The organism is Bacillus sp. S2(2024) (assembly GCF_050474045.1).
Classification (GTDB): domain Bacteria; phylum Bacillota; class Bacilli; order Bacillales; family Bacillaceae_G; genus Bacillus_A; species Bacillus_A yunxiaonensis.
On record NZ_JBFLUS010000003.1, the window covers coordinates 2,078,791 to 2,100,043 of the forward strand.

The window sequence follows — 21,253 nt, forward strand, 5'->3', positions numbered from 1 at the left end:
TTAGCAATAATATTAATAAAAAAATGAATCATATCAAAATTATCATTCGCTATTTGATATGATTCATTCCATTGTTATCTACGTAATAACCATAATTTTTGAAAACAAATTACATGTATATAATATTTTCTTTTCTAAACCCACCTTATCCCTTTACATTTAACATATATCGATATATTTTATTAGTATCTTTTTTTATACCGTATTAAAAGGCAGTAAGACCCCCACCTCAAAATTCAGCAAAGGCAAAGAAATTAGTTGGGAGATGTGCTGCCCGTAATGAGGGCTGATTAAAGCTTCACTTTATATTTATAGGAGGCAACATATTGATTAACGCAATAGGTATCGCTTTTATTCTTTCTAATAAGCCTAAAAAGAAGAAAAAAGTTTATCTTAATGACAGATTTGCACTAATAGACATTATTGAATCTAAAGAGGTATATGATTCTGAAGGTAATCCACTAGTAGAACTAACATGTAAATATAGCATTTATTTGGATGAAAAATACTATTGTAAATCTCTCGAGGACTACACTGGACAAGTATTTCCTTTCCTAAAGGAAAAAATCGGAAAAGGTCTTGTTAGAAATTTAAATTATTATTTTTCACGTATTGATGTATACGATAAAAAACCACCGGTTAAAGAGATAAGAAATCTTATGAAGCAAGTAATTAACTATAACTAACATTTATATATACAAAACATAAAACCGCTCTTCTTTTTATGGGAGGGCGCGTGCGTAGAAGCGGTCAGGGCCTTTTTCTGCCACATGCCATGTTTTAAACAAAAGGAGAAAGCGAGTGCAGGGCATATTGTGTTCTGTATAGCAGTGACATATGTGTTGGAACATTAAAATGGATTTATACAGTTATAATCTTAATGATAAAATAAAGGGGATCCCTAATACCCCTTTATTTTTCAATAACTAATTATTAATCTTCCTCATAAATCAAATTATTTTAACAGTTACTGAATCTCGTTATGATCTTCAACTGCCTTCTTCAGCCTTTGCAACATATATCCAATCCCTTTACAGCCTTCTAATGGATAAGAAATAATTTCTTCTGGGTATAACTTTGTCACTACTTTTTTATGTTTCTTGCCTGCAAGCAGAACAATTTCATCAAAGTCTAACAAGTCTTTATCTATCATCTGTTTTTTTAGTTGTTCTATATTAATAATCTCACTACTTTTCGAATTAAAAGCAAGATCATAGTTTTCTTTCACTATATCGATTGGCAGTAAAAACCCATGCTTCGCGGATAAAATAACCCAATGTGTAAAAAATCGAGAAGCATACGCTTGGCACGCTTTTCCGAATGGACTAATGTACACTTCTTTTGCTTCTGTCGGCCCCATATCAGGGAACTTATCCCAAATCTTCTTTTTCCCACATGGAATTATGCATAGTCTTCTCATTGTTACCTTCTTACCTCTTTTCTCTTTCAATCCTATATAATCTGCTTCATTTCTTCATTATTACTTTTAAATATGACATAGTAATTAGCAATAAAATCATAGCATTTTTCATTCACAGATGAAAACATCAGTTTTTTCTTTTCTTCCTACCTAATTTTCATCTTTTCAATATGAAACATGAAAGTAACAGACCTTAATATCTAAAATTTTATGCTTCCTAAAAACAAAAAAAGAACAAGCAGACTGTATATCAGCTTGTTCTTTCCTTTTCTTCCAAAGCTTCTCTTATAGAGTTTGGAATGTTTCTGTTAAAACAGGAACGATTTGTTTTTTACGTGAAACAACACCTTTTAAAACAGCTGTGTTGTTTTCTAATGTTACGTTATATGCTTTCTCAACAACTTGTGCTGCTTTACCAATTGCAAGGCCAACAGAATCATTTGTTAAGATGTCAGTAACAACGAATAAGAATAGGTCTAAACCTTTCTCTTCTACTACTGTAGAGATTACTTTTTCTAATTCTGCTTGGTGTACAAGAACATCGTTTGTATCAACAGCGTTTACTTGTGCGATTTCAACTTTTGCATCTCCCATTTGGAATTCTTTTGCATCAAGGGAAATTAATTGCTCCATTGTTTTACCGCTTAAATCTGCACCCGCTTTTAACATTTCTAAGCCATAGCTTTCTGCATCTACACCAGCGATTTCCGCTAGTTCACGAGCTGCTGCTACGTCTTGATCTGTGCAAGTTGGAGATTTAAATAATAAAGAATCTGAAATGATTGCAGATAACATTAATCCTGCAACTTCCTTACGAATTGCAACGCCGTTTTCTTTGTACATTTTATTTAAAATTGTAGCTGTACAACCAACTGGCTCGCAACGGTAGTATAAAGGATCGCTTGTTTCAAAGTTAGCAATACGATGATGGTCGATTACTTCTAATACACGAACAGATTCAATATCATTAGCACTTTGTTGACGCTCGTTATGGTCAACTAAAATAACATTGTCCACTTCGTTTGCTACTGTCTCAACAAAACGCGGTCCTTCTACTTTAAAATGATCTAACGCAAATTGAGTTTCACCGCTGATTTCACCTAAACATACAGGTTCAGCATTCATTCCTAATTCTTTTTTCAGCTCTGCATAAGCAATTGCAGAACAAATTGCATCTGTATCTGGGTTTTTATGCCCGAAAACTAGTACTTTTTCCATGATTTCCACCTCTTCATGAAAAGGATATCTTAAAGAAGCGAATATGACAATATTTTAAACACATTTTTTTATAAATAATTGTACTTTCTTCTAAACATTTCATTCTGACATATAAAAAAGCAAAGGCCTCTCCCTTTGCTTTTTCTCTTCCTTATAAAGCCTCTGTATTATTATTTGTTATTCTTTCTCTTGGATCTTTAGATAAAAAAAGTACACTACCGAATAAAACTTTTATTACACCATCAGAAATTACCACATAAATAAATGGAATATTAGAATCAATCAGTCCAAATAATGTGATTATGATTAATGGAATAGAAATATAAATCATACTTTTCCCGTGGAGAATCGCAAATGGAATAAAATGAATACCTGTTGCAAGTAAAGCTCCCATCCAAATCATACGATAGTCATTCGTTTCAAAATATCTTCCTGAAATTAATCCCATAAGAACAAATAAAAGAACTATTGATAGATTCCCAACTTTAGATTGAAATTTAGATAGCGGTCCAAATGAAAGCTTCTTTCTTACATATTTATTTCGTAAAATGAATAGGAAACCTGTAAAATACCCAACCCCAAAAACTACGGGATGAACTAAAAATTCCCCACCGACAATCGTGGCTATAATAATAACGACTCCAATCCATATTAACCATAAACCAGCGATTCGTTTATTTAAAAATTCTAACTTTTCTCCTTTCTCATAACCTAATTTCATTGCCAATTTCTCGAGCACTTCCATCATTCATTCCCCTTGCTAATTTTTATATAATTTCAATTTAATATTATATAGATATTATGTATTTTTTACCAGATATTTTTTAATTTGGCTATGTTTGAATACACAGTTGCCATAAAGCATATTTTCGAATATGTAAACTTATTTTATCTGTGAAAAGGAGGTTTATGTACATGCCCTATATAAAACTTGATAATGATGTGAATATATATTATGAAGATCAAGGTCAAGGAACGCCGATTATATTCGTACATGGGGTTTGGATGAGCAGTCGCTTTTTCCATAAACAACTTCCTTGTTTTAGTGAAAACTACCGCGCAATTTCACTGGATTTGCGAAGTCATGGTCGTTCTTCCCACGTTCAATCTGGGCATACCATTGCAAACTATGCTCATGATTTACATGCCTTTATTGACAAATTATCTCTTGAGAACGTTGTGTTAGTTGGCTGGTCTATGGGAGCATTTGTTGTTTGGGAATATTTGAAACAATTTGGAGAAAGTAATGTGAAAGCCTCTGTTATCGTAGATGAACTAGCTTCAGATTTTAAATGGCCTGATTTTTCAATTGGAGCATTCAATTTCTCTGATCTTATTCATATAATGCGAGAAATTCAAATGGATCGAGTTGGCTTTTTGAAAGGATTTATTCCATTAATGTTCAAAAACCCTCTCTCTGAAGAGGATTTTGAGTGGATGTTAAAAGAAGTGACAACTATCCCAGAGTCTATAGCAAGCGCTATTTTATTTGACCAATCTGTTGTGGACTATCGAGACTACTTAGATCAAATTACCACTCCTACTCTACTTTGTTTCGGGAGAGAAGAAAAACTTATTCCTGTTGCAGCAGGTGAACATTTACACAAACATATTAAAAACTCTCAGCTGATAGTTTTTGAAGAGAGCTGTCACTGCCCTTTTTTAGAAGAAGCAGACCGTTTTAATAAAGTAGTAGAAACTTTCGTTCAGTCGTTAGATGACAATAATGCACCATGATTAATATGTTCCTTCGATTCGTTTTAAGCAATGAGCAAAAAACTCCTTCATTCTGAAGGAGTTTTTTATCTTTCAATGCTTCTGTCGGTGTAGTTCTTCCATACATTCCTGTACAAGTGTAACAGCTTGGCTCATTGCAGCACCACCGGCAAATGCTGCCGCAACACTGCACGATTCTAGCACTTCTTTTTCGGAGCAACCTTGATCAATACAACCTTTTGTATGGTAAATTGTACAATACTCATCTTGCATAGCTAAACTAATACCTAATGCAATTAACTGCTTTTCTCTTTTTGTTAACGTCCCTTCTTGGAAACAAGCTTGTGTAAAAGCATTATAAGCTTCAGCAATTTCAGGAATTTGTTGTGTAAACTTTCCTAACCCTTCTTTATAATGTTGTAATGATTGGTATGTTGAACCTTGTTGTTGAAAATCCACTATATTCCCTCCATTTTTTCAATATGTACTACAACTTAGTATGCACGAAAAAAATGATGGTATCCTAATTAATCATCATTTTTTTCGTGCATACTTTCTCTTATAAGCATAAAAAATAGCTGTTGAGAATAGTTACATCTCAACAGCTATTTTTTATATTACTCATTTGAATGATTTAAATTTGCCAAAGCGATAATACCTTCTTCATCATGTAATTCAAGCTGTAATCTTGCTGCGAATGGATTAATATGATATTCCATATCAAGCCATAGGCGAAGTGCCTCGATTAAATTTGCCTGAATTAAAATTTGCTGACGACCATTTACTTCTACTTCAGCTGAGAAACCATAATCGTCATCATACATCAGTTCCACAAGAACTTGTTCTGGAGCAACTTGACGTTTTTGTGCAATATATACACAGAGTGCATTAATCAACTCTTGTTCGGGAATTTTTATCGTTTCCATGCTGCTTCTTCCACCTGTTTCTTACGTTGATTTTTAAAGTATTTGAATGCGCGAACCGCTAACATTACAATACCAGCCATTACAAGCATATTAACCATAAATGCTAATACAGAACCAAGAGCTCCCATGTTAGCAAATAAGCTACCCATTAATAAACCACCAATACCACCAAGTAAAAGACCTTTCATAAAGCTTCCTTTATTACTTTTTGGTGCTGTATTTGTTGCTTTTGTTTTTGAATCTGTCGTTTTATTTGCATTTACATTAGAATCTTTTTTCTTTAAATCCACTGTTGATTTTTGTGTTTGTCCTGAACTTGGAGTATAAGATTTTTTACCAGATTTGTAGGTTTTTGCATAAGCACTATCTACTGAACTACTAGCGGCGAAGACAAACATAAATGCAGTCAATATTGTTACGATTTTTTTTAACATATAATATTCATTCTCCTTCTACTATAAGTAATAATATCTATCCTTCTCTTAAAATATGAAAAGATAGTTGAATCTTAAAGTTAACCAAAAGGTTCTTATGAACTTATTATATGAACTTTAAAAAGAATAATCAAGGGTTATTTCTTATTATTACTAAATTCTTTGATCACAGGAAAAATCATGAGAATACAATTGACTTTATATAAAACAATACATAATATAAGTTCATAAGAACTTTTAGATTATCGGAGGTGAAAAGATGGAAACATTTCATCTCACACGAAACGAAATGGCAATGCTCCTCCTATCTCTTAGAGGTTGGAATACAAAAAAACCTCTTGCAATTTTACAAGAGGCTTGGGCAAAGTCACATAAAGAAGATATTGAGAGCGGTCAAAGTTTTACAGCACTTATTACAACCGCACTAGCACCTATTTTTGAAAAGCTTATTAAAGTAGAAGAAACGGATATTGGACTCTCTTTAAATGAAATTGTAGCTCTTGGGAATCAAATAGAAAACACTAACTTTTCTATTACAGCACTGCAAAATTGGGTGAAACGTGATATAAAAGAAATGATTGGTTCTCCGCAAAAAGGAAAAAAATATTCAATTGAACAAGCTGCCTTATTATTTATTGTAGAAGATTTAAAAACTGCGCTCGATTTTGAATCCATTCGAAAGTTGTTAAAACTGATTGTGAATGATCCTGCAGATCGCACTGATGATTTAATTAATCCTGTTCAATTATATGTTTTTTACTCCTCTCTATTTGAAGAACTGAATCAACAAGGTTTCGCTCAATTCAATGCAACAAATACGATTCATACTATTGAACAAATCATTAAAGAAAAAGCTGATCAATTAGCAGCTAAAATTGAACATATAAACAAAGAACAACGCGAAGCAATTCGAAATGCAATTGTAATTGCAACATTATCTGTTCATACTGCTTATGTACAAAGATTAGCGAAGCGCTACGTATCAGCTACTTTGTTTTTACAACATTTAAATTTGAATTAAATTTTTATCAAGCCACATATAACCAAAAACAAATGTTATCGGTTATATGTGGCTTGATTATTTGTTCGCCAAATTATGATACCGCTTATCATATATAGAATTGACGCGACATAAAAAATAGTTCCAATGGTTAAAAAATCGACTAAATATCCAGTTAGAATAATAGCTATTCCTGCTCCTAAGGATGTCCATACGTGATATTTTCCGATTTCATAACCAGCCTCTTGACGTTCTACCTTTCGGGCAAGCGATGTTTTTTCTGCATTTTTCTGAATAGCTCCCAAACACCCCATCATAATTTGTAAAATATAAACATGCCAAACTTCTGTAGCAATTGGAAAACATAGCATCAAAACGGCCATTGACCAAGAATATATGATTAAAAGCTTCCTATCCCCAAACCGATCGGAGATTCTACCGATCAGAGGGTAAACAAGTGCTGATGTTAACGTAAATAAACCATATGCCCAGCCAAATTGTGAAAAACTATTTCCTACATTTCTAAGTAGTAATACATAGAAAGGAAATACCATACTTCCTGCCATCATAATGAGACTTTGCGAAACTACAAATCTTGTATATGTCATTGACCATACTCCTTATAAAATAGATTAACAAACCGTTCTTGTGGGTCATACTCCCTCTTTTTTTGAAAGAATTCGTTTATACGGAAGTAGGCATCTTGTAATTGCTGTTTATCTGTATAAGGATAATATGGCAAATAATAGCTTCCATTATGTTGTAAAGTAACGTTTACCATCTTCTGTATCACTTTTTTTGTCTTTTGTACGTCTTCTTTAGAGCGTCCCTGATTAATAAGCAGTACAAGAGCAAACATATCCTCTTTCGCGTATGACAAAACCGCACTATCATTTTTTGTCACATATCGAACAGTAATATTAAGAAGATTTAGTTCTTCTTGTTCTAATACCTTTCGCAAGTCATCTATATACGCAGAAAAGTGATCAACAGGAATAAAGTACTCTTGTAAAATTTCTGTATAATTAGGATTTTCATATTCCATGAATGCACTATCTGATCGCATTACATTATTACGAGTTTCATAAGACCCATTCGTACGTTCAAAATATTTTTTTTGGATATTCCAAAACATCGTTTTTCCCCAGTCACTATACCTAGATAATCCCAGAAAAAACTTTGGCAGGGCAACATTTGTCTCTTCTTTTAAAGTACTATACCGCTCTCGCTTTTCTTGATTCGTAGCAAAAACATAATTTGTCACATACATCTCACGTAAAAATGAGTCCGGTGCGACAGAAATACGAGCTAAATGCATGCGCACCCCTTCATTACCTTCAACATGTTCCTTGAAATAGGAAACATATTGATCATAGTCTAACGTTTTCGTTCGTATTCGATACAGTTCATCTTCCGTTAACTTAAGCGTTACATCTAAGATGACTCCAAATAAACCATACCCCCCAATCACTAGAGAGAATAGTTCTGAGTTTTCATTTCTATTTACATTTTTAATTGTGCCGTCTGCCATTAACAAACGAAATGAATCAACTGTATCTATAAGTGCATCATGCCGAATATCCCTTCCGTGTACATTCGCACTTAAAGAACCACCAATAGTGAAGATGTTTTGTGACTGCATAACTTGAATAGCAAGGCCGTATGGATTAATAACTTTTTGAATGTCATTCCACGTTGCACCGCTTTGCACTCTTATTCTTTTTTGTTTCGGATTGAACTCCAATATTTTATTATAATTTTTCATATCTAAAACAGTACCATTCGGATAATATGTATGGCCGCCCTGAGTATGCTGCATCCCCGCAATAGAGAGTTTTTCATTTGAGGTATTTGCATCTCGAACTAATTTTTGGAGCTTCTTTTCATCTTCAACACTCTCTATTCGCTTAACTTTTGTAGGAAGCAATCTTCCTGAATCTGTTATAACAGGCTGAGTTAGTTGCTGCTTATACATATATACTGATACAGTTAGCAAGGTAATGTATATGGTTAAAGAAATTATTATTTTACCTTTTTTCAATTGATCCTCTCCTTTCAATAAAAGTGTAATATTACACTTTTATTGAAATTATATCATTTGTTTTCAGGTAAATAAAGTGAAACTTTAGTCAGTGGGTTTTTTCTTCATCCCCACTGACTATTAGCCCTCACCAATCGGACTTTTACGGGCAGTTTATCTCCCACCTAACTTCTTTGCTTTCACTGAATTTTGAGGTGGGAGTATTACTGTACGTTAATGCGGGATAAAGCGATATTTTCATTAGTAGAGGTATCTTTTTTGTTTTCTCTAAATCTTTTAACCAATGAATAGTGGGATAAATAAAAAAATCGGCACTTTATCGTAAAGTACCAATTTCCTCAAAATACCTATTTCTTTCTTCAGTAAATTAAAATTATGATCTTCTCCATATCGTACCTCTTTTTTCATACTCTAGTCTTCTTTCGACTAAATAAGCTACATCAGAATTTACAAATCGTTCAATGAGCCATAGAGCTAAATCAATACCGGAAGTTACTCCTCTTGCTGTAATAATATCATGATCATCAACAATTCTAGCACTTAACACTTCACAACCGTATGATTCCATTTCGTTTTTAGCAAGATGGTGCATAGTGGTTTTCCGTCCTGCTGTAATTCCTGAAACAGCCATTAACATTCCGCCCGTACAGACACCAGCGATAATAGCTCCCTGCTTATAAAATTTAGCAATCAATTCAGGCAATATACCTTTATCCGCTTCTATTCGTGCTCCCTTCTCCCCTCGATGGTTCCACCCGCCACCAGGTACAATTAAAATATCTGGACAATTGTCTTCTCTAAGAAAATCATTCACTTCAACTGTTAAGCCATAAAAACCAGTCACCGAATTTAAATTTAATGTAACCATTTTCACATCGAAATTTGCTCCGAACTCATTCGCACGTTTTAATACCTCATATGGTCCTATGGCGTCTAGTTCGTCAAAGCCATCAAATAACACAATTCGAATATTCATCGTCGGCCCCCTAACTGTTGGTATCTGCACTATCCATATTAAATGAGTTAACAGAATAATAACATAATGTATTCTTTATCAATGTTTATAAAAAAATGTTATTTACTCTTTCACCGCAAACATTTGTAACAACAGCGATTCATTATTTTTGTCGAACTCTTATACAGGATTTTAGTCAGTCTATATCGAATTTCTAAAGGGTTTTATCTTTGTTAAGGAGGAATTTATCGTGATGAACTATTTTTCTATAATTAGTGATTTAGTGTTTATAGACCGTAAACATTTGTTTACAGAAACAGATATTATGCTGTATCATCCTGGTCATTTCCCTGAATTGAACGAACTTGTTGCAAAACATTGCTCTCAAGAAGTTGTAAAATATATTTTTATTCCTTCTATTTTTAATACGTTTCTACAAGCGAATGAATTTGAATATCATAGAGAAATACTAATTCAATTAGGTGTTCCCTACGAGAACATCCAACCGATTACAGGAGATTTTTCTAATGTAGAAAGTGTAATAAAAAGTGCGTTTAACATGATTAATAATCAAGAAATAACAAATGTATTACTTGCTGGAAAAAGTTTTTTCTGCCGAAGATTTTTATTACTTGCTTCACTATATGCGGCGGAAAATAAAATATTAGATGTTCTTCCACTGCAAGATTTGCGACAAATTAATCGCGATACTTGGCACACAAGCGAAAAAGGAAGACAACGAATCACAAATGAAATTAAACAATATCACGAAATTACGGAAAAACATTCTTTACTTTTCACTCGAAATTTTAACACATAAAATTATTATGTAAACTATATATAGGGAAATATACCCAAACAAATTTAAGGCTCCTCTCAGTCTTTATATAGAGCTTTGTATATTATAGGTACATAAACATTATCACTTATATAAAACCCTCAAAAAAAAGAATCTGAAAGGTCATTTTTTTGAGGGTTTGGATATTTTTGTATATTAAAAGGTTTATCTACATGATAAGTCTTTTAATATTTCGTTGTATGCCGATCTAATTTCTCTCGAATTGCCGAAGTAATAAACTCCTCTATTGAAATTTTTTCTTCATTTACAATGTTTGAGATAGACTGATACTCAGATGAAGATAATACTATGCTTTTTGTAACACTATTACTGTCTAAGTAAATGCTATTATTTGGACGTTTTACTAATTTTCCTTCTATTATATATGGCATAAGGGAGTCAATCCACTCTTGTTGAAACTGCATAGGAACTTGAATGAGTGATTGACGAACTTCAATAATCCAGAAATTGTGTTCTTCTGAAATTCGAAGATTTCGCGGTGATACATATTGTAATAAGAAATCAATTCGCTGAAAAATATCACTGCGTAAGTTGTGTGTTTTCAAAAAACGAAACTTCACAAATTTTTGATGATGACTCCTCGGTTTATCGGATAATTGATATGCTTGCAAAAAACCACTTTCTTTCACATCTTGCAGTGTCATATCATTCCCGAATTCATCTGTTACTATAATGTTTCCCCTTTTAGGGATAGACGTTATACGCGCAATTGTATTTCCCTGTATAAATTTTTGAAATAAAACAACATTATATTTTCTAGAATATGTATAAAGAGCATTTGCGTCATCGAATCTTTCAACTAATTGTTTTACTCCTTCCTCTTGCACAAATTTTGTTTCTTTATTTCGATGTATTTGAATTGTATAGGATAATTCCCCTTCTTCAATCCATTTACATAATTGATACATACTAACATGAAATTGTTTACTTGCTTGGTTTAATGTGATTCCTTCTGTATGTAACTGCGATTGTAATACAGTAACCTCTTCTCTTCGAAACAAAAAACTTCCATCTAATCGCCATGTATCCTTATTAATTGGAGTTAATTTATTTTCTTTCATTAATTTTTTAAATGTGAAACTTGTAATACATAAATACTCTTTTACCTCGTTTGTATCCATATATTGTTCGTATGTATGATCGTACATGTAAATAAATCCTTTCTATATAAAACTAAATTGAATTTAAAAGAAAAACATAACATAATGTAAATTTATTATATCACATATAAATACGAAACTATAATTATACTATAAACATACTTAAGTTCTTTTTATTTTAAAATTAACTTTTCTATCATTTTAATTCGACTTATAATATTTTAAATTTATAAATCAATTTTAAATCATAGAAAATGTGTGATTTTCTATAGTTGAGAATCAATATTGTATTTTATATAAATACACTTTAAAATAAATTATATATACATTTTATTTTTTAAAATTAATACTATATGTAAAATAAATAAGGATTTGATGTAATATGGCATTTCATTTATTACCAATTAATAATCATAATTCGTTATTACACAATAAAAATAGTAAAGAAAAGTTTGCAAATACTATTGCAATATGGAGTGAAGATTTTTTAAAACAAGCTGAAGATCGAAAAGAGAAAAACGAGCGTGAGGATACATATTCATATGAAGATTTTTCTGATGAAGAGATTTTATATTATTATTTAAATCGACAAACGCATTTTGATAAAGAAAAACGAGTAAAAGACACATCTCGTCTTCTTTATTCTAGAGATTTATCACAGTTTTATTTTTTTATTCGAGAACATATAGAATTTTTACAAATGGATGTGGAGAATTTCATTGAAGGTAAAGTATGGATAAATTTAAGAAAAAGACATATTCGTAATTATCAAAAGTGGCTTGCTGAAGACGCAATTTCTTATCAATCTAATGAAGCATATAAACCAGCAACGATAAGCCGAAAACTACGAATTACTCGGTCCTTTTTAAAATGGCTATATGAAATTGAATTTATTAAAGAGCCTGTATACATTGACATACTGAGTACAACAATAACGAAAAAACATAAACCAAGAAGAGAATTATCTTATGAAGAAGTAAAGCAATTACTGTCATATTATAAAAATAATCCTATCAATTATGCTCTGCTTTCAATATTAGCAACAACTGGACTACGTATTGCTGAGGTGGCACATGCGAAGTGGGAAGATTTAGAATATGATACATTGCGTAATCGTTATTATTTATATGTAAATACGAAAGGTGATTCTGAACGAATTGTACCAATTAACAAAGCGGTATTTGAACGGATAATTGCTTTTCGAATCCGCCGCCGTTTGCCAACTGAGTTAGGTATTAAGCATGGTGGTACCATTTTTCAAACAAAAAATCATACAGCATATAAAGAAAATTATTTGTCTCAATATATCACCAAAATCATAAAAGAAACTAATTTATCATTTACAAAAAGTGAAAAAATAACCCCTCACTTCTTTCGGCATTTTTATGTGCAGTATTTATATGATTATAAACAATTACCACCACATATCATTGCAGCAGCTGTTGGTCATAAAGATGATCGTACAACAAAAGAAAATTATTTGAAGCAGAGATTAATGAAAGACCATGATGCAGGGAATTTAATTTATGAGGATGAGTTTTAACTACAAAACAGGAAGAGCATATTTTGCGAGCTCTTCCTGTTTTGTAGTTTACAATAATTGAATTATATTAAACTATATCTATTTTGCTTACGTCCTTTTCCACTCTCTTTAATTATATAAGATTTCATAACAAGTGTTGTTAAAGAATCTACTAATGTTTTATATGATAGATTTGATAAAGCAAGTAAATCATTTGTATATAATATTCTATGTTTTTCTAATAGTAATAAAATGAGTCGTTCCGATGGTTTTAATGTCTCATCACTTTCAAGAATAAAATCAATATTTTTCATGAACATACATCCTTAAAATAAAATTTAAACGCCATTATATCAATATTTATTATGTTAAAATTATACAATAAATTTGATGTTTTGTCGTGGAAATCCTTTATAAGTCGATAATATATTCTTAGGAGAGTTATAATTATTTTCAAATCAAATTCTACTCTTTTATTTGTAAATCAAATGAAACTTCATATTCACAATCATTAATTCTAATTATGTTCCTTTTTTCTTGAATGTGTTCATTTTTTTAATAAGTTGATATCCTAAGCAGGGTTTTAATGTAGATTTTATTATTGGCTCGTTTGTTTGTGCCTGCGTAAATATTTGTGGAAGATTAAAAATAAAGTGAAACTTGTCGGGGGCTTACTGTCCGTTAGTACGGAATAAATAAAAACATCGCGGTATGTTCTATTAAAATTTTTTTCGACATTTCCTCATTCTCATATAATATAATAGTTTACAAATTTCAAAATAAGTATCTAAGCATTTGGTAATAATGGTTTTCAGAATAAAAATAAAAATGCCTCTTATTTTAAGAGACATTTTTATTTTTACACTTCATTTAAGAAAAATATAGCTAATGTTCCAGGACCCGCATGAGCTCCAACAGCTGCACCAATCGAATTTACTACAAATACTTTACATCCAAATTTTTCAGTAATCATTTCTGTTAGTATGTTTACACTTTCTAAATCATCACCGTGCGAAATTCCAATTGTTTGATTTTTAAGATCTTTCCCTCTTGTTTCCATAATGTCTACTATACGCTGAAATACTTTCTTCCGGCCGCGTATCTTTTCAAGTGGAATAAGTTTTCCATCTTCTACATTTAAAATAGGCTTAATATTTAACAAGCCACCTATAAATCCTGCCACTTTGCTTACTCGTCCACCGCGAACTAAATATTGTAAGTCTGCAACAGTAAATATGTGTTCCATATGTTTTGCCATGAAAGCAATACGGTTTAAAATTTCTTCTTTTGTTGCTCCATCTTTTGCCATCTTTGCAGCCTCAAATACTACAAGTCCTTGGCCAGTTGATGCACATTTTGTATCAATAATGTCTAATGAAAAATTAGGATACGCTTCTTTTACTTCTTCTCCTACAAGAACAGAAGATTGATACGTACCAGAAAGCTCAGAAGAAAAAGCTAAATAAATGCATGTTACATCTTGCTTTGCGTATGTAGTGAATACTTCTTGAATCGTTTCTAAAGAAGGTAATGATGTTTTATATACTTTCCCTTCTCTCATATTTCGAAGTAGGTCGATAGGATCTAACGTTACCCCATCAAGAAATTCATTCTCTTGCTCATCATATACACGAAGCGGAATCATCTCTATATCATAAGTTTTTAGTAATTCTTTTGATAAATCTGCCGCACTATCTGTAATGATTTTTATTGTCATTGTTCGTTAAACCTCAATTCTTTTTATAAATATACAAAAATACGATTAGTCCCATTTAAATTATATATGCATTGCATGGATTAAGAAAGCGAAAAATCTTATATAAAACATTTCTGTTATATTGTATTCATGAAGAAAAACAGCAATGAATTTTTTCTAATATAAATAAAAAAATGTTTTTTCATTTATAGCCATAATTACTATTTCATGTTTTTCATGAAAACCGTTATAATAATATATAGCCTCTTAGATTAAGAAATAAAGGAGAATAAAATATGTCTAAAATTAAAGTATATCAACCAAAAGAAGAACATGTAGATGCAGTAAAGAATATAATTGATGTTGAGGAATTAAACCCAACAGCTACTGATTTACAAAATTTATATGCATGTGTATTAGAAACTGAAGATATGTCTTTGCCTGAATCCTACATTGAAGAAGATATTTTAATCGACTCTGTTGAAGGTATGGTAAATGCTTCAACAAGTAAAATTAAAAACTTAGGCACATACGATGTAATTGAAGTACATAACAAAGGTAAAAAAATGCAAATTTTATTACTTGCAGATGAAGAATACGAAATTATTTCAGAATAATTTCAGTTTGTTAGTTATGAGTCATTAAAATAAAAAGGCTCTCTTCATAAATAATATGAAAAGAGTCTTTTTTCGTTAATTTTCACTTACATTCTTTACTTCCTTCTTTGTATTACGGATGACCATCTTCTCATTTCCCATTAAGAATATAAATAGAAATGCTAAACCAGCTGGAACTAATGCCCACATGAATGTATGAACGATTGAGCAGGATAGTGCATCGATAACCTTATCTAATATTGGCTTTGGAATTTGAGTACGTGCAGCTTCTGATAAAATTGCCCTTGAATCATGAAAAGAACCATTCTTTAGTATTCCTCCTACATTAGAAAAAGCTTTTTCTAATTGATTTTGAAAATCGTTTCTTTGAATCATCCCAAAAATCGTAACCCCTAATGTCATGCCTAATGAACGAATAAAGTTACTTGTTGATGTGGCTGATCCACGTTGATTCATTCCAAAATTATGAATAGCTGCCATACTTAAAACAGAAAATGAAAAACCGACTCCAAAACCGATTATTATCATATAAATAGTTAACAATACACGATTCGTCCCAGGGGTTAAACTACTTAACAGTATAAGTCCACTTATCATAATAACTGCAGATATAATCATAATATTTCGGTAGCTCATCTTTGAAGTTAAATATCCCCCAACCTGTGCTGTCACTACTGATCCAAACATCATTGGTAATAATAATAACCCAGAATTTGTAGCAGTTCCTCCGTACACTCCTTGAATAAAGATGGGAATATACACCGTTGCGGACATGAAAGCTGCTCCGTACAATAGTGCAACAATCGTACTACCTGCAAAAAGTCTATTTTTGAACATATTAAAGGAAATAATCGGTTCCTCTACTTTTGTTTCTACATACAAAAATACCATACTTAAAATAGTAAAGCCTGCAAACAAACTTAAAATAAAATGAGAATCCCAATCATATTTTTGTCCACCAAGCTCTAGAGCAAACATTAAGCATACAACTGCCCCAATAAGAGTAATCGCTCCAAGCCAATCAATTTTTTGTTTTTGATGAACTGGTGATTCTTTATAAAACAATACAATAAGAATGAGAGATAAAATACCAAGTGGTAAATTAATATAGAATATCCAGTGCCAGCTAATATAATCTGTGATATATGCTCCTAATAGTGGTCCGAAAATACTAGATAATCCAAATACAGCTCCAAACAATCCACCCATTTTCCCACGTTTTTCTGGAGGGAAAATGTCAAAAATAATTGTGAAGGCGATCGGTACGAGAGCTCCACCGCCAATCCCTTGAATCCCACGATAAATCCCTAATTGCACAATGCTGTCAGCTGTACCACACAACGCCGACCCTGCCATAAATACTATTAAACCAAAAATAAAAAAACGTTTCCGTCCATACATATCAGATAATTTACCGAATATCGGCATACCTGCCATCTCTGCTACCATGTAAGCAGAGACGATCCAAACGAAATTTTCAAGTCCGCCCAGGTCACCAACAATTGTTCCCATCGCTGTTACAACGATCGTATTATCCATCGAAGCCATTAATATACTAAATAACAAACCAGCAACGACAAAACCAAGCTTACTACCTTTAGCAACCATATTATCGTCCTTCCTCTATATACTTATATTTGTTTATATTCTTTCACAAGTGATTGAGCTGCATTTTTATAACTTTCATGATATTCTACTACACTAATTTCACATCCTGGACCAATCGTAACATTGTTACCTCGAACAACATCAGCTTTTGTGTATTCAAGATAAATTTCATCGCCTTCAATTACACGAGTTTTAAGAAATCCTTCATGTTTTGAGAAAGGAAAGAAAGATGATTTTTTTCGAACTGTAATCTTCTCGCCGCCTATTTCTTCTACGTTGCTGTGCTCGTATCTTAGAACAATATTAATTTCGCCAGAATTTAACATACCTATAATCGTACAGGCCCCATTTAGATTAAAATTCTCTACCTCTAAGTTTCCTTTCACATTTATTCCACCTGTTACATCGAGTTCTTCACCAGTAAAGTTTTCACCAATGTCAAACATCCCTCGTACTTTTGTACGTTTCACTCCTGCCGAACCACCAACTTCAAGATTACCGTTAACTTTCACATTTTCTGAATGCAAATCTCCACGAATTTTCGTTTCTCCAAACACAGTTACCATGTTTGCTTTTACATTTCCTTGCACTTCACTTGTTCCAAACGTCTTAAACACATCGCAATCAATATCATCCAGAATCGTTCCTTCTCCACGAATTTTGACATTTTTGTAAATACCGCCTGATGAATTACCAGAACCATTTAAACTAAGGTTATACTGTTCTTTCATGTTATCTGTCCCTTTCTATTAAAAAATTAAATTTTTCGGCTCTCTTTTACGTTAGCGTTTTTATCGATTGTACAAATCCCTGTATATTCAATAAGATTAATTTCACAATTTGGCCCAACCGTTACATTGTTACCTCGAATCGTGTTCGTGTTTGTATACTCAACTTTAATATTGTCACCTTCTATTAACTCTGTTTCCATTCGAGTAGTAAACACTGTTTCGAAGAGCCAACTTAAAGCGGATTTCTTATATTTTATGTTAATCGTTTGACCGCCTATTTCTTTTGCTTTACATTCTCCGTGCATATCAATAAAAATATCATCTGCACTCAATAAGCCACCCACGATAAATTGTCCTTCTGAATTGAATGTATCTACTTCACAATTCCCATCAATGATTGCTTTACCTTGAATATTCATGTTCTCACCAGATACATTTCCTCCGACTGTTCCTTTACCGGAAATTTTTATTTTCTTTACAACCGCATCCTGTTGTATACTGCCGCTGCCTTCAATGCTCATATGTTGAGCATCTATTTTTCCATTTATCTTTCCGGAACCACTTATTTTTACTGTCTCAGCTTTTATATCTCCATTTACATGACCAGAGCCGTTACATTTGAAATCCACACATTCTAAGTCCCCATTTACAGTACCTCTTCCGTTTAATTGCACATTGCGAAACTGCCCTCCGTTCGACGTTCCATGTCCATTAATTAATAAGTCATCAGTTTTCACTACTTTCCCTCCATCATAACAACTTTGTTTTTAATTCTTCTGTACAAATCATTAAAGGTAGACGAATAACAATTTTAGTACCCTGATCAAAATAAATATCCTCTACGCTCGAAAGTAAGAAACATGTTGAAACACCTAGTTTTCGAATGAAAATAAGTTCACCATTTTTATTCTTCATCGTTTCATAGTGTTCATTTAACACATGTAACACCATTTTCCCTTCTTCAAGGCTAATCTCTCCAGACTGAAGAATTTTTTCTAAAATATAAACGAAAAGAATTTTTGAAAAACGAAATTCAGCTATTTCTTGATGTTGCTCTATAAAGAAACGTACAACTGACTCTGAAGCAATCCCGCGTTGTATAATCCCTTCCTTACTTAAACTAATCTCAGTCACATTGGGTGAAAACATGTTTGCTAAATCATCAAGAGATAAATTCTCTTTCATCGTCTGAATTTTTTCGATTCTATCTAAAATTTTTTCTTTAGGAAAAAATGTCTCTTGGCCAGTAAATGTTGATTTTCGCACAAACCAATCTTCTGGTATTAAATTTTTTCTTTTCCACCTATATAGCTGACCATAAGAGATTCCCGTAAGATCTAACAAATCTTTTTTTGAAATTAAGTCCTGATTCAAAATTTAACTCTCCTTTCTTTTTATTCAATGTAACATAACATTGTTACGCTGTAAAGGAGCGTTATTTGATTTTAATGAAAAACAAATAAAAATCAGCGCTATGCTTACTACGGTTTTATCTGTTCTATCTAAAAAAAAAACCATCATTTCATCGTATGACGCTCGAAGAAATGATGGGTTTTGAGCACTTTGTTTCACTACTTTGTTACGTTATGTAAATGTTTAAACCATATATGATAAAAATTAATCCAACCCTGGGAGTTAATTGCTACATTTTGTATACCCTCATGTGTATGTATCGTCATATAATTTCGATACAAAGGAATTATATGAATATACTCTAGCAGCTTTTCTTCTGTTTCCCCTAACAATTGCATACGCACACTCCGATTTTGTTCCTTAAATACATGTTTCAATTTCTCATTTAAATTGAAAGAACTATGCTGATGAAGAAAACTATTTGTCGTTAGCAGTAAATATAAATAACTTAATTCAGCGTGTTCACTTATTGTAGCACTATCATGAATCAAATCAGCTTCTTGTATTGTTCGAAGTGTAAGAAGTTCATGTGCATCTAAAAAAGATAGTTCTATTTTAATTCCATACTTTGCGCATTCCCTTTGAATCCAATGTGAATCCTCAACATGATCTTGATCTTGAAAGGTATATAAATATAATGTTTCTCCCCTATACCCACTTATTCCTAATAGCTCTTTAATTGAACTTTCTTTCTTTATTTCGATTGTTTTTCCTAATAACAGATTCGTTGCTATTTCTCCACGTTCACCTTTTAAATCGTTTAATATTTGCATGCCGTTGATGATTTGTTTTAAAGCTTGCCGAAAGGCTGCATTTTGCATTGGACCTTGCTTTTTTGTATTGAGTGTAATGTATGTTACGTTCGCTTCTAATTGAGACGTTTCTTTTTGAACGCCTTTTCTATCATGGTGTAAAGAACCTAATAATACTTCATAACCGCTATAACTACTTATATCTTGGGAATACCAAAGTTCAATCCGATCAAGAAATGGGCGCTCGCGAAAATACAATGGATTTACTTCTAAAATAAGTAATGCATCATCATTTTTAATAAGTTTGAATGGACCTGTTCCATTTAATATGTATTGCTCATTCTCCTGTGATTCAGAAATAATAGAACAATGTTCCCCTCCTAAAATATGTAAAAATAATTCATTTTCTGTTTGTAAATGAATTTCAATTGTGTATTCATCTACAATATGTATTTTTTCAATATCTTGTAGCATCCAGCGATAAGGATTGTCTTTTGTACTTAAAAAACGTTTGAATGTATACTTGACATCATGTGCAGTAAACGGTTTTTGATTATGAAAATAAACGCCTTTTCGAAGATAAAATGTCCATATGTTATGTGTATGATTGTATTCCCAATAAAAAGCGAGACGTGGTTCTATTTCATTTGTCATTTCATTGTAATGAACGAGTGTATCACAGACATGCTTAACAATATGGCACTCAGATCGAAGCGTAACATACATAGGATCAAGGCACATAATTGGGCTTATGCGCATGTTTAATCGTAAAACATCAATTCTTCCTTTAGATGAGTGTTCAATATGGTATCCAAAAAGTGTGTCGATCCATGTTTGAAATTGTTCTAATATGCATGGAAAATACCCTTCATATGTTTGAATAAATGTTTTTCCGCTTTTAATTTCACCTTGCTTTACAAGTTCTTTTCCTTTTTCATAAATAAGCAATGCGGGATCTTGTAAAAAAGCGATTTTAGATCTATTTCCTCTTCCCCGTCCCGGTAACCAACTAATCCATTGTATTTCTTCTAGTTTTTTTATTGTGAATTTACTATTTCGATCTGTACAATATAATGATTTCGAGATATCTTGCAGCGATATTTCTATCTTTTCACCAAGTTCTTTCCCCTTTGCATATTGAAGCCAAAGCTGTATGTAATGATCCAAAATTACCATACATATCCCCCTAAAAGATGAAAAATTTCTTTGCTTCATTCTACTCTTTTTCCTCTTTCCTTTCCATCA

At 32.1% G+C, this 21,253-nt stretch carries 23 protein-coding genes; 6 read left to right on the top strand and 17 right to left on the bottom strand.

The window, feature by feature from the left end:
* Nucleotides 1–326 precede the first annotated feature (326 nt).
* Nucleotides 327–686 carry a cytoplasmic protein gene (locus AB1284_RS10350; RefSeq protein ID WP_429749624.1) on the top strand — a complete coding sequence of 120 codons (360 nt, stop codon included), beginning with the start codon at nucleotides 327–329 and terminating at the stop codon, nucleotides 684–686.
* A 281-nt stretch (nucleotides 687–967) separates the two neighbouring features.
* Here AB1284_RS10350 and AB1284_RS10355 read toward each other — a convergent pair whose 3' ends face one another.
* The 3 genes from AB1284_RS10355 to AB1284_RS10365 form a co-directional block, all read right to left on the bottom strand.
* Entirely contained in the window at nucleotides 968–1,420 is a 453-nt protein-coding gene (locus AB1284_RS10355) for a DUF6884 domain-containing protein (RefSeq protein WP_429749622.1), read from the bottom strand.
* A gap of 285 nt (nucleotides 1,421–1,705) precedes the next feature.
* The gene (gene ppaC / locus AB1284_RS10360) at nucleotides 1,706–2,638 is read right to left on the bottom strand and encodes a manganese-dependent inorganic pyrophosphatase (RefSeq protein ID WP_429749620.1); all 933 of its coding nucleotides are present in this window, start codon (nucleotides 2,636–2,638) and stop codon (nucleotides 1,706–1,708) included.
* 151 nt (nucleotides 2,639–2,789) lie between these two features.
* Nucleotides 2,790–3,386: a DUF6609 family protein gene (locus AB1284_RS10365; RefSeq protein WP_429761852.1), complete on the bottom strand. Its 597-nt coding sequence runs from the start codon at nucleotides 3,384–3,386 to the stop codon at nucleotides 2,790–2,792.
* Nucleotides 3,387–3,553: 167 nt separating this feature from the next.
* Here AB1284_RS10365 and AB1284_RS10370 point away from each other — a divergent pair, with 167 nt between their 5' ends.
* Nucleotides 3,554–4,375: an alpha/beta fold hydrolase gene (locus tag AB1284_RS10370; RefSeq protein WP_429749616.1), complete on the top strand. Its 822-nt coding sequence runs from the start codon at nucleotides 3,554–3,556 to the stop codon at nucleotides 4,373–4,375.
* Between the two features lie 72 nt (nucleotides 4,376–4,447).
* Here the strand turns inward: AB1284_RS10370 and AB1284_RS10375 are convergent, their stop codons facing one another.
* The 3 genes from AB1284_RS10375 to AB1284_RS10385 form a co-directional block, all read right to left on the bottom strand.
* Nucleotides 4,448–4,813, bottom strand: a complete 366-nt coding sequence (locus AB1284_RS10375; RefSeq protein ID WP_377884764.1) for a carboxymuconolactone decarboxylase family protein — start codon at nucleotides 4,811–4,813, stop codon at nucleotides 4,448–4,450.
* 158 nt (nucleotides 4,814–4,971) lie between these two features.
* Nucleotides 4,972–5,280, bottom strand: a complete 309-nt coding sequence (locus AB1284_RS10380) for a YxcD family protein (protein ID WP_429749614.1) — start codon at nucleotides 5,278–5,280, stop codon at nucleotides 4,972–4,974.
* Nucleotides 5,268–5,714, bottom strand: coding sequence for a hypothetical protein (locus tag AB1284_RS10385; protein ID WP_429749612.1), 447 nt, complete (start codon nucleotides 5,712–5,714; stop codon nucleotides 5,268–5,270). The genes AB1284_RS10380 and AB1284_RS10385 overlap by 13 nt, the downstream gene beginning before the upstream one ends.
* Nucleotides 5,715–5,973: 259 nt before the next feature.
* On the opposite strand from AB1284_RS10385, the gene AB1284_RS10390 reads away from it, so the two are divergent.
* A complete protein-coding gene (locus AB1284_RS10390; RefSeq protein ID WP_429749610.1) occupies nucleotides 5,974–6,735 on the top strand; it encodes a DUF1836 domain-containing protein in 762 nt (253 codons plus the stop codon).
* 35 nt (nucleotides 6,736–6,770) lie between these two features.
* Here the strand turns inward: AB1284_RS10390 and AB1284_RS10395 are convergent, their stop codons facing one another.
* The 3 genes from AB1284_RS10395 to AB1284_RS10405 all read right to left on the bottom strand — a co-directional run bounded on the left by AB1284_RS10395 (nucleotide 6,771) and on the right by AB1284_RS10405 (nucleotide 9,731).
* Nucleotides 6,771–7,322 (bottom strand): MFS transporter, encoded by a 552-nt coding sequence (locus AB1284_RS10395; RefSeq protein ID WP_429749609.1) that lies wholly within the window; start codon nucleotides 7,320–7,322, stop codon nucleotides 6,771–6,773.
* Nucleotides 7,319–8,755 carry an FAD-binding oxidoreductase gene (locus tag AB1284_RS10400; protein WP_429749607.1) on the bottom strand — a complete coding sequence of 479 codons (1,437 nt, stop codon included), beginning with the start codon at nucleotides 8,753–8,755 and terminating at the stop codon, nucleotides 7,319–7,321. The genes AB1284_RS10395 and AB1284_RS10400 overlap by 4 nt, the downstream gene beginning before the upstream one ends.
* A gap of 373 nt (nucleotides 8,756–9,128) precedes the next feature.
* Nucleotides 9,129–9,731, bottom strand: coding sequence for a DJ-1/PfpI family protein (locus AB1284_RS10405; RefSeq protein ID WP_429749605.1), 603 nt, complete (start codon nucleotides 9,729–9,731; stop codon nucleotides 9,129–9,131).
* Nucleotides 9,732–9,960: 229 nt separating this feature from the next.
* Between AB1284_RS10405 and AB1284_RS10410 the strand changes: the two genes are divergently transcribed.
* Nucleotides 9,961–10,530, top strand: a complete 570-nt coding sequence (locus AB1284_RS10410; RefSeq protein WP_429749603.1) for a hypothetical protein — start codon at nucleotides 9,961–9,963, stop codon at nucleotides 10,528–10,530.
* Nucleotides 10,531–10,733: 203 nt separating this feature from the next.
* Here the strand turns inward: AB1284_RS10410 and AB1284_RS10415 are convergent, their stop codons facing one another.
* Nucleotides 10,734–11,717 (bottom strand): DNA-binding protein, encoded by a 984-nt coding sequence (locus AB1284_RS10415; RefSeq protein WP_429749601.1) that lies wholly within the window; start codon nucleotides 11,715–11,717, stop codon nucleotides 10,734–10,736.
* A gap of 334 nt (nucleotides 11,718–12,051) precedes the next feature.
* Between AB1284_RS10415 and AB1284_RS10420 the strand changes: the two genes are divergently transcribed.
* Complete coding sequence (locus tag AB1284_RS10420) at nucleotides 12,052–13,212, top strand: tyrosine-type recombinase/integrase (protein ID WP_429749599.1); 1,161 nt, start codon at nucleotides 12,052–12,054, stop codon at nucleotides 13,210–13,212.
* A gap of 62 nt (nucleotides 13,213–13,274) precedes the next feature.
* Here AB1284_RS10420 and AB1284_RS10425 read toward each other — a convergent pair whose 3' ends face one another.
* Both AB1284_RS10425 and AB1284_RS10430 read right to left on the bottom strand, forming a co-directional pair.
* A complete protein-coding gene (locus AB1284_RS10425; RefSeq protein ID WP_429749598.1) occupies nucleotides 13,275–13,505 on the bottom strand; it encodes a hypothetical protein in 231 nt (76 codons plus the stop codon).
* A 545-nt stretch (nucleotides 13,506–14,050) separates the two neighbouring features.
* A complete protein-coding gene (locus AB1284_RS10430; RefSeq protein ID WP_429749596.1) occupies nucleotides 14,051–14,908 on the bottom strand; it encodes a DegV family protein in 858 nt (285 codons plus the stop codon).
* A gap of 275 nt (nucleotides 14,909–15,183) precedes the next feature.
* Here AB1284_RS10430 and AB1284_RS10435 point away from each other — a divergent pair, with 275 nt between their 5' ends.
* On the top strand, nucleotides 15,184–15,504 hold the full coding sequence (locus AB1284_RS10435; protein ID WP_429749594.1) for a hypothetical protein: 321 nt from the start codon (nucleotides 15,184–15,186) through the stop codon (nucleotides 15,502–15,504).
* 75 nt (nucleotides 15,505–15,579) lie between these two features.
* On the opposite strand, the gene AB1284_RS10440 is transcribed toward AB1284_RS10435, so the two are convergent.
* From AB1284_RS10440 to AB1284_RS10460, 5 genes are all read right to left on the bottom strand, one after another.
* Nucleotides 15,580–17,112: an MDR family MFS transporter gene (locus AB1284_RS10440; protein WP_429749592.1), complete on the bottom strand. Its 1,533-nt coding sequence runs from the start codon at nucleotides 17,110–17,112 to the stop codon at nucleotides 15,580–15,582.
* A 23-nt stretch (nucleotides 17,113–17,135) separates the two neighbouring features.
* Nucleotides 17,136–17,843 carry a cytoplasmic protein gene (locus AB1284_RS10445; protein ID WP_429749590.1) on the bottom strand — a complete coding sequence of 236 codons (708 nt, stop codon included), beginning with the start codon at nucleotides 17,841–17,843 and terminating at the stop codon, nucleotides 17,136–17,138.
* A gap of 26 nt (nucleotides 17,844–17,869) precedes the next feature.
* The gene (locus AB1284_RS10450; protein ID WP_429749588.1) at nucleotides 17,870–18,580 is read right to left on the bottom strand and encodes a bactofilin family protein; all 711 of its coding nucleotides are present in this window, start codon (nucleotides 18,578–18,580) and stop codon (nucleotides 17,870–17,872) included.
* Between the two features lie 13 nt (nucleotides 18,581–18,593).
* Nucleotides 18,594–19,217: a YhbD family protein gene (locus AB1284_RS10455; RefSeq protein WP_429749586.1), complete on the bottom strand. Its 624-nt coding sequence runs from the start codon at nucleotides 19,215–19,217 to the stop codon at nucleotides 18,594–18,596.
* 197 nt (nucleotides 19,218–19,414) lie between these two features.
* On the bottom strand, nucleotides 19,415–21,184 hold the full coding sequence (locus tag AB1284_RS10460) for an ABC transporter substrate-binding protein (protein ID WP_429749584.1): 1,770 nt from the start codon (nucleotides 21,182–21,184) through the stop codon (nucleotides 19,415–19,417).
* Between the last annotated feature and the right edge of the window lie 69 nt (nucleotides 21,185–21,253).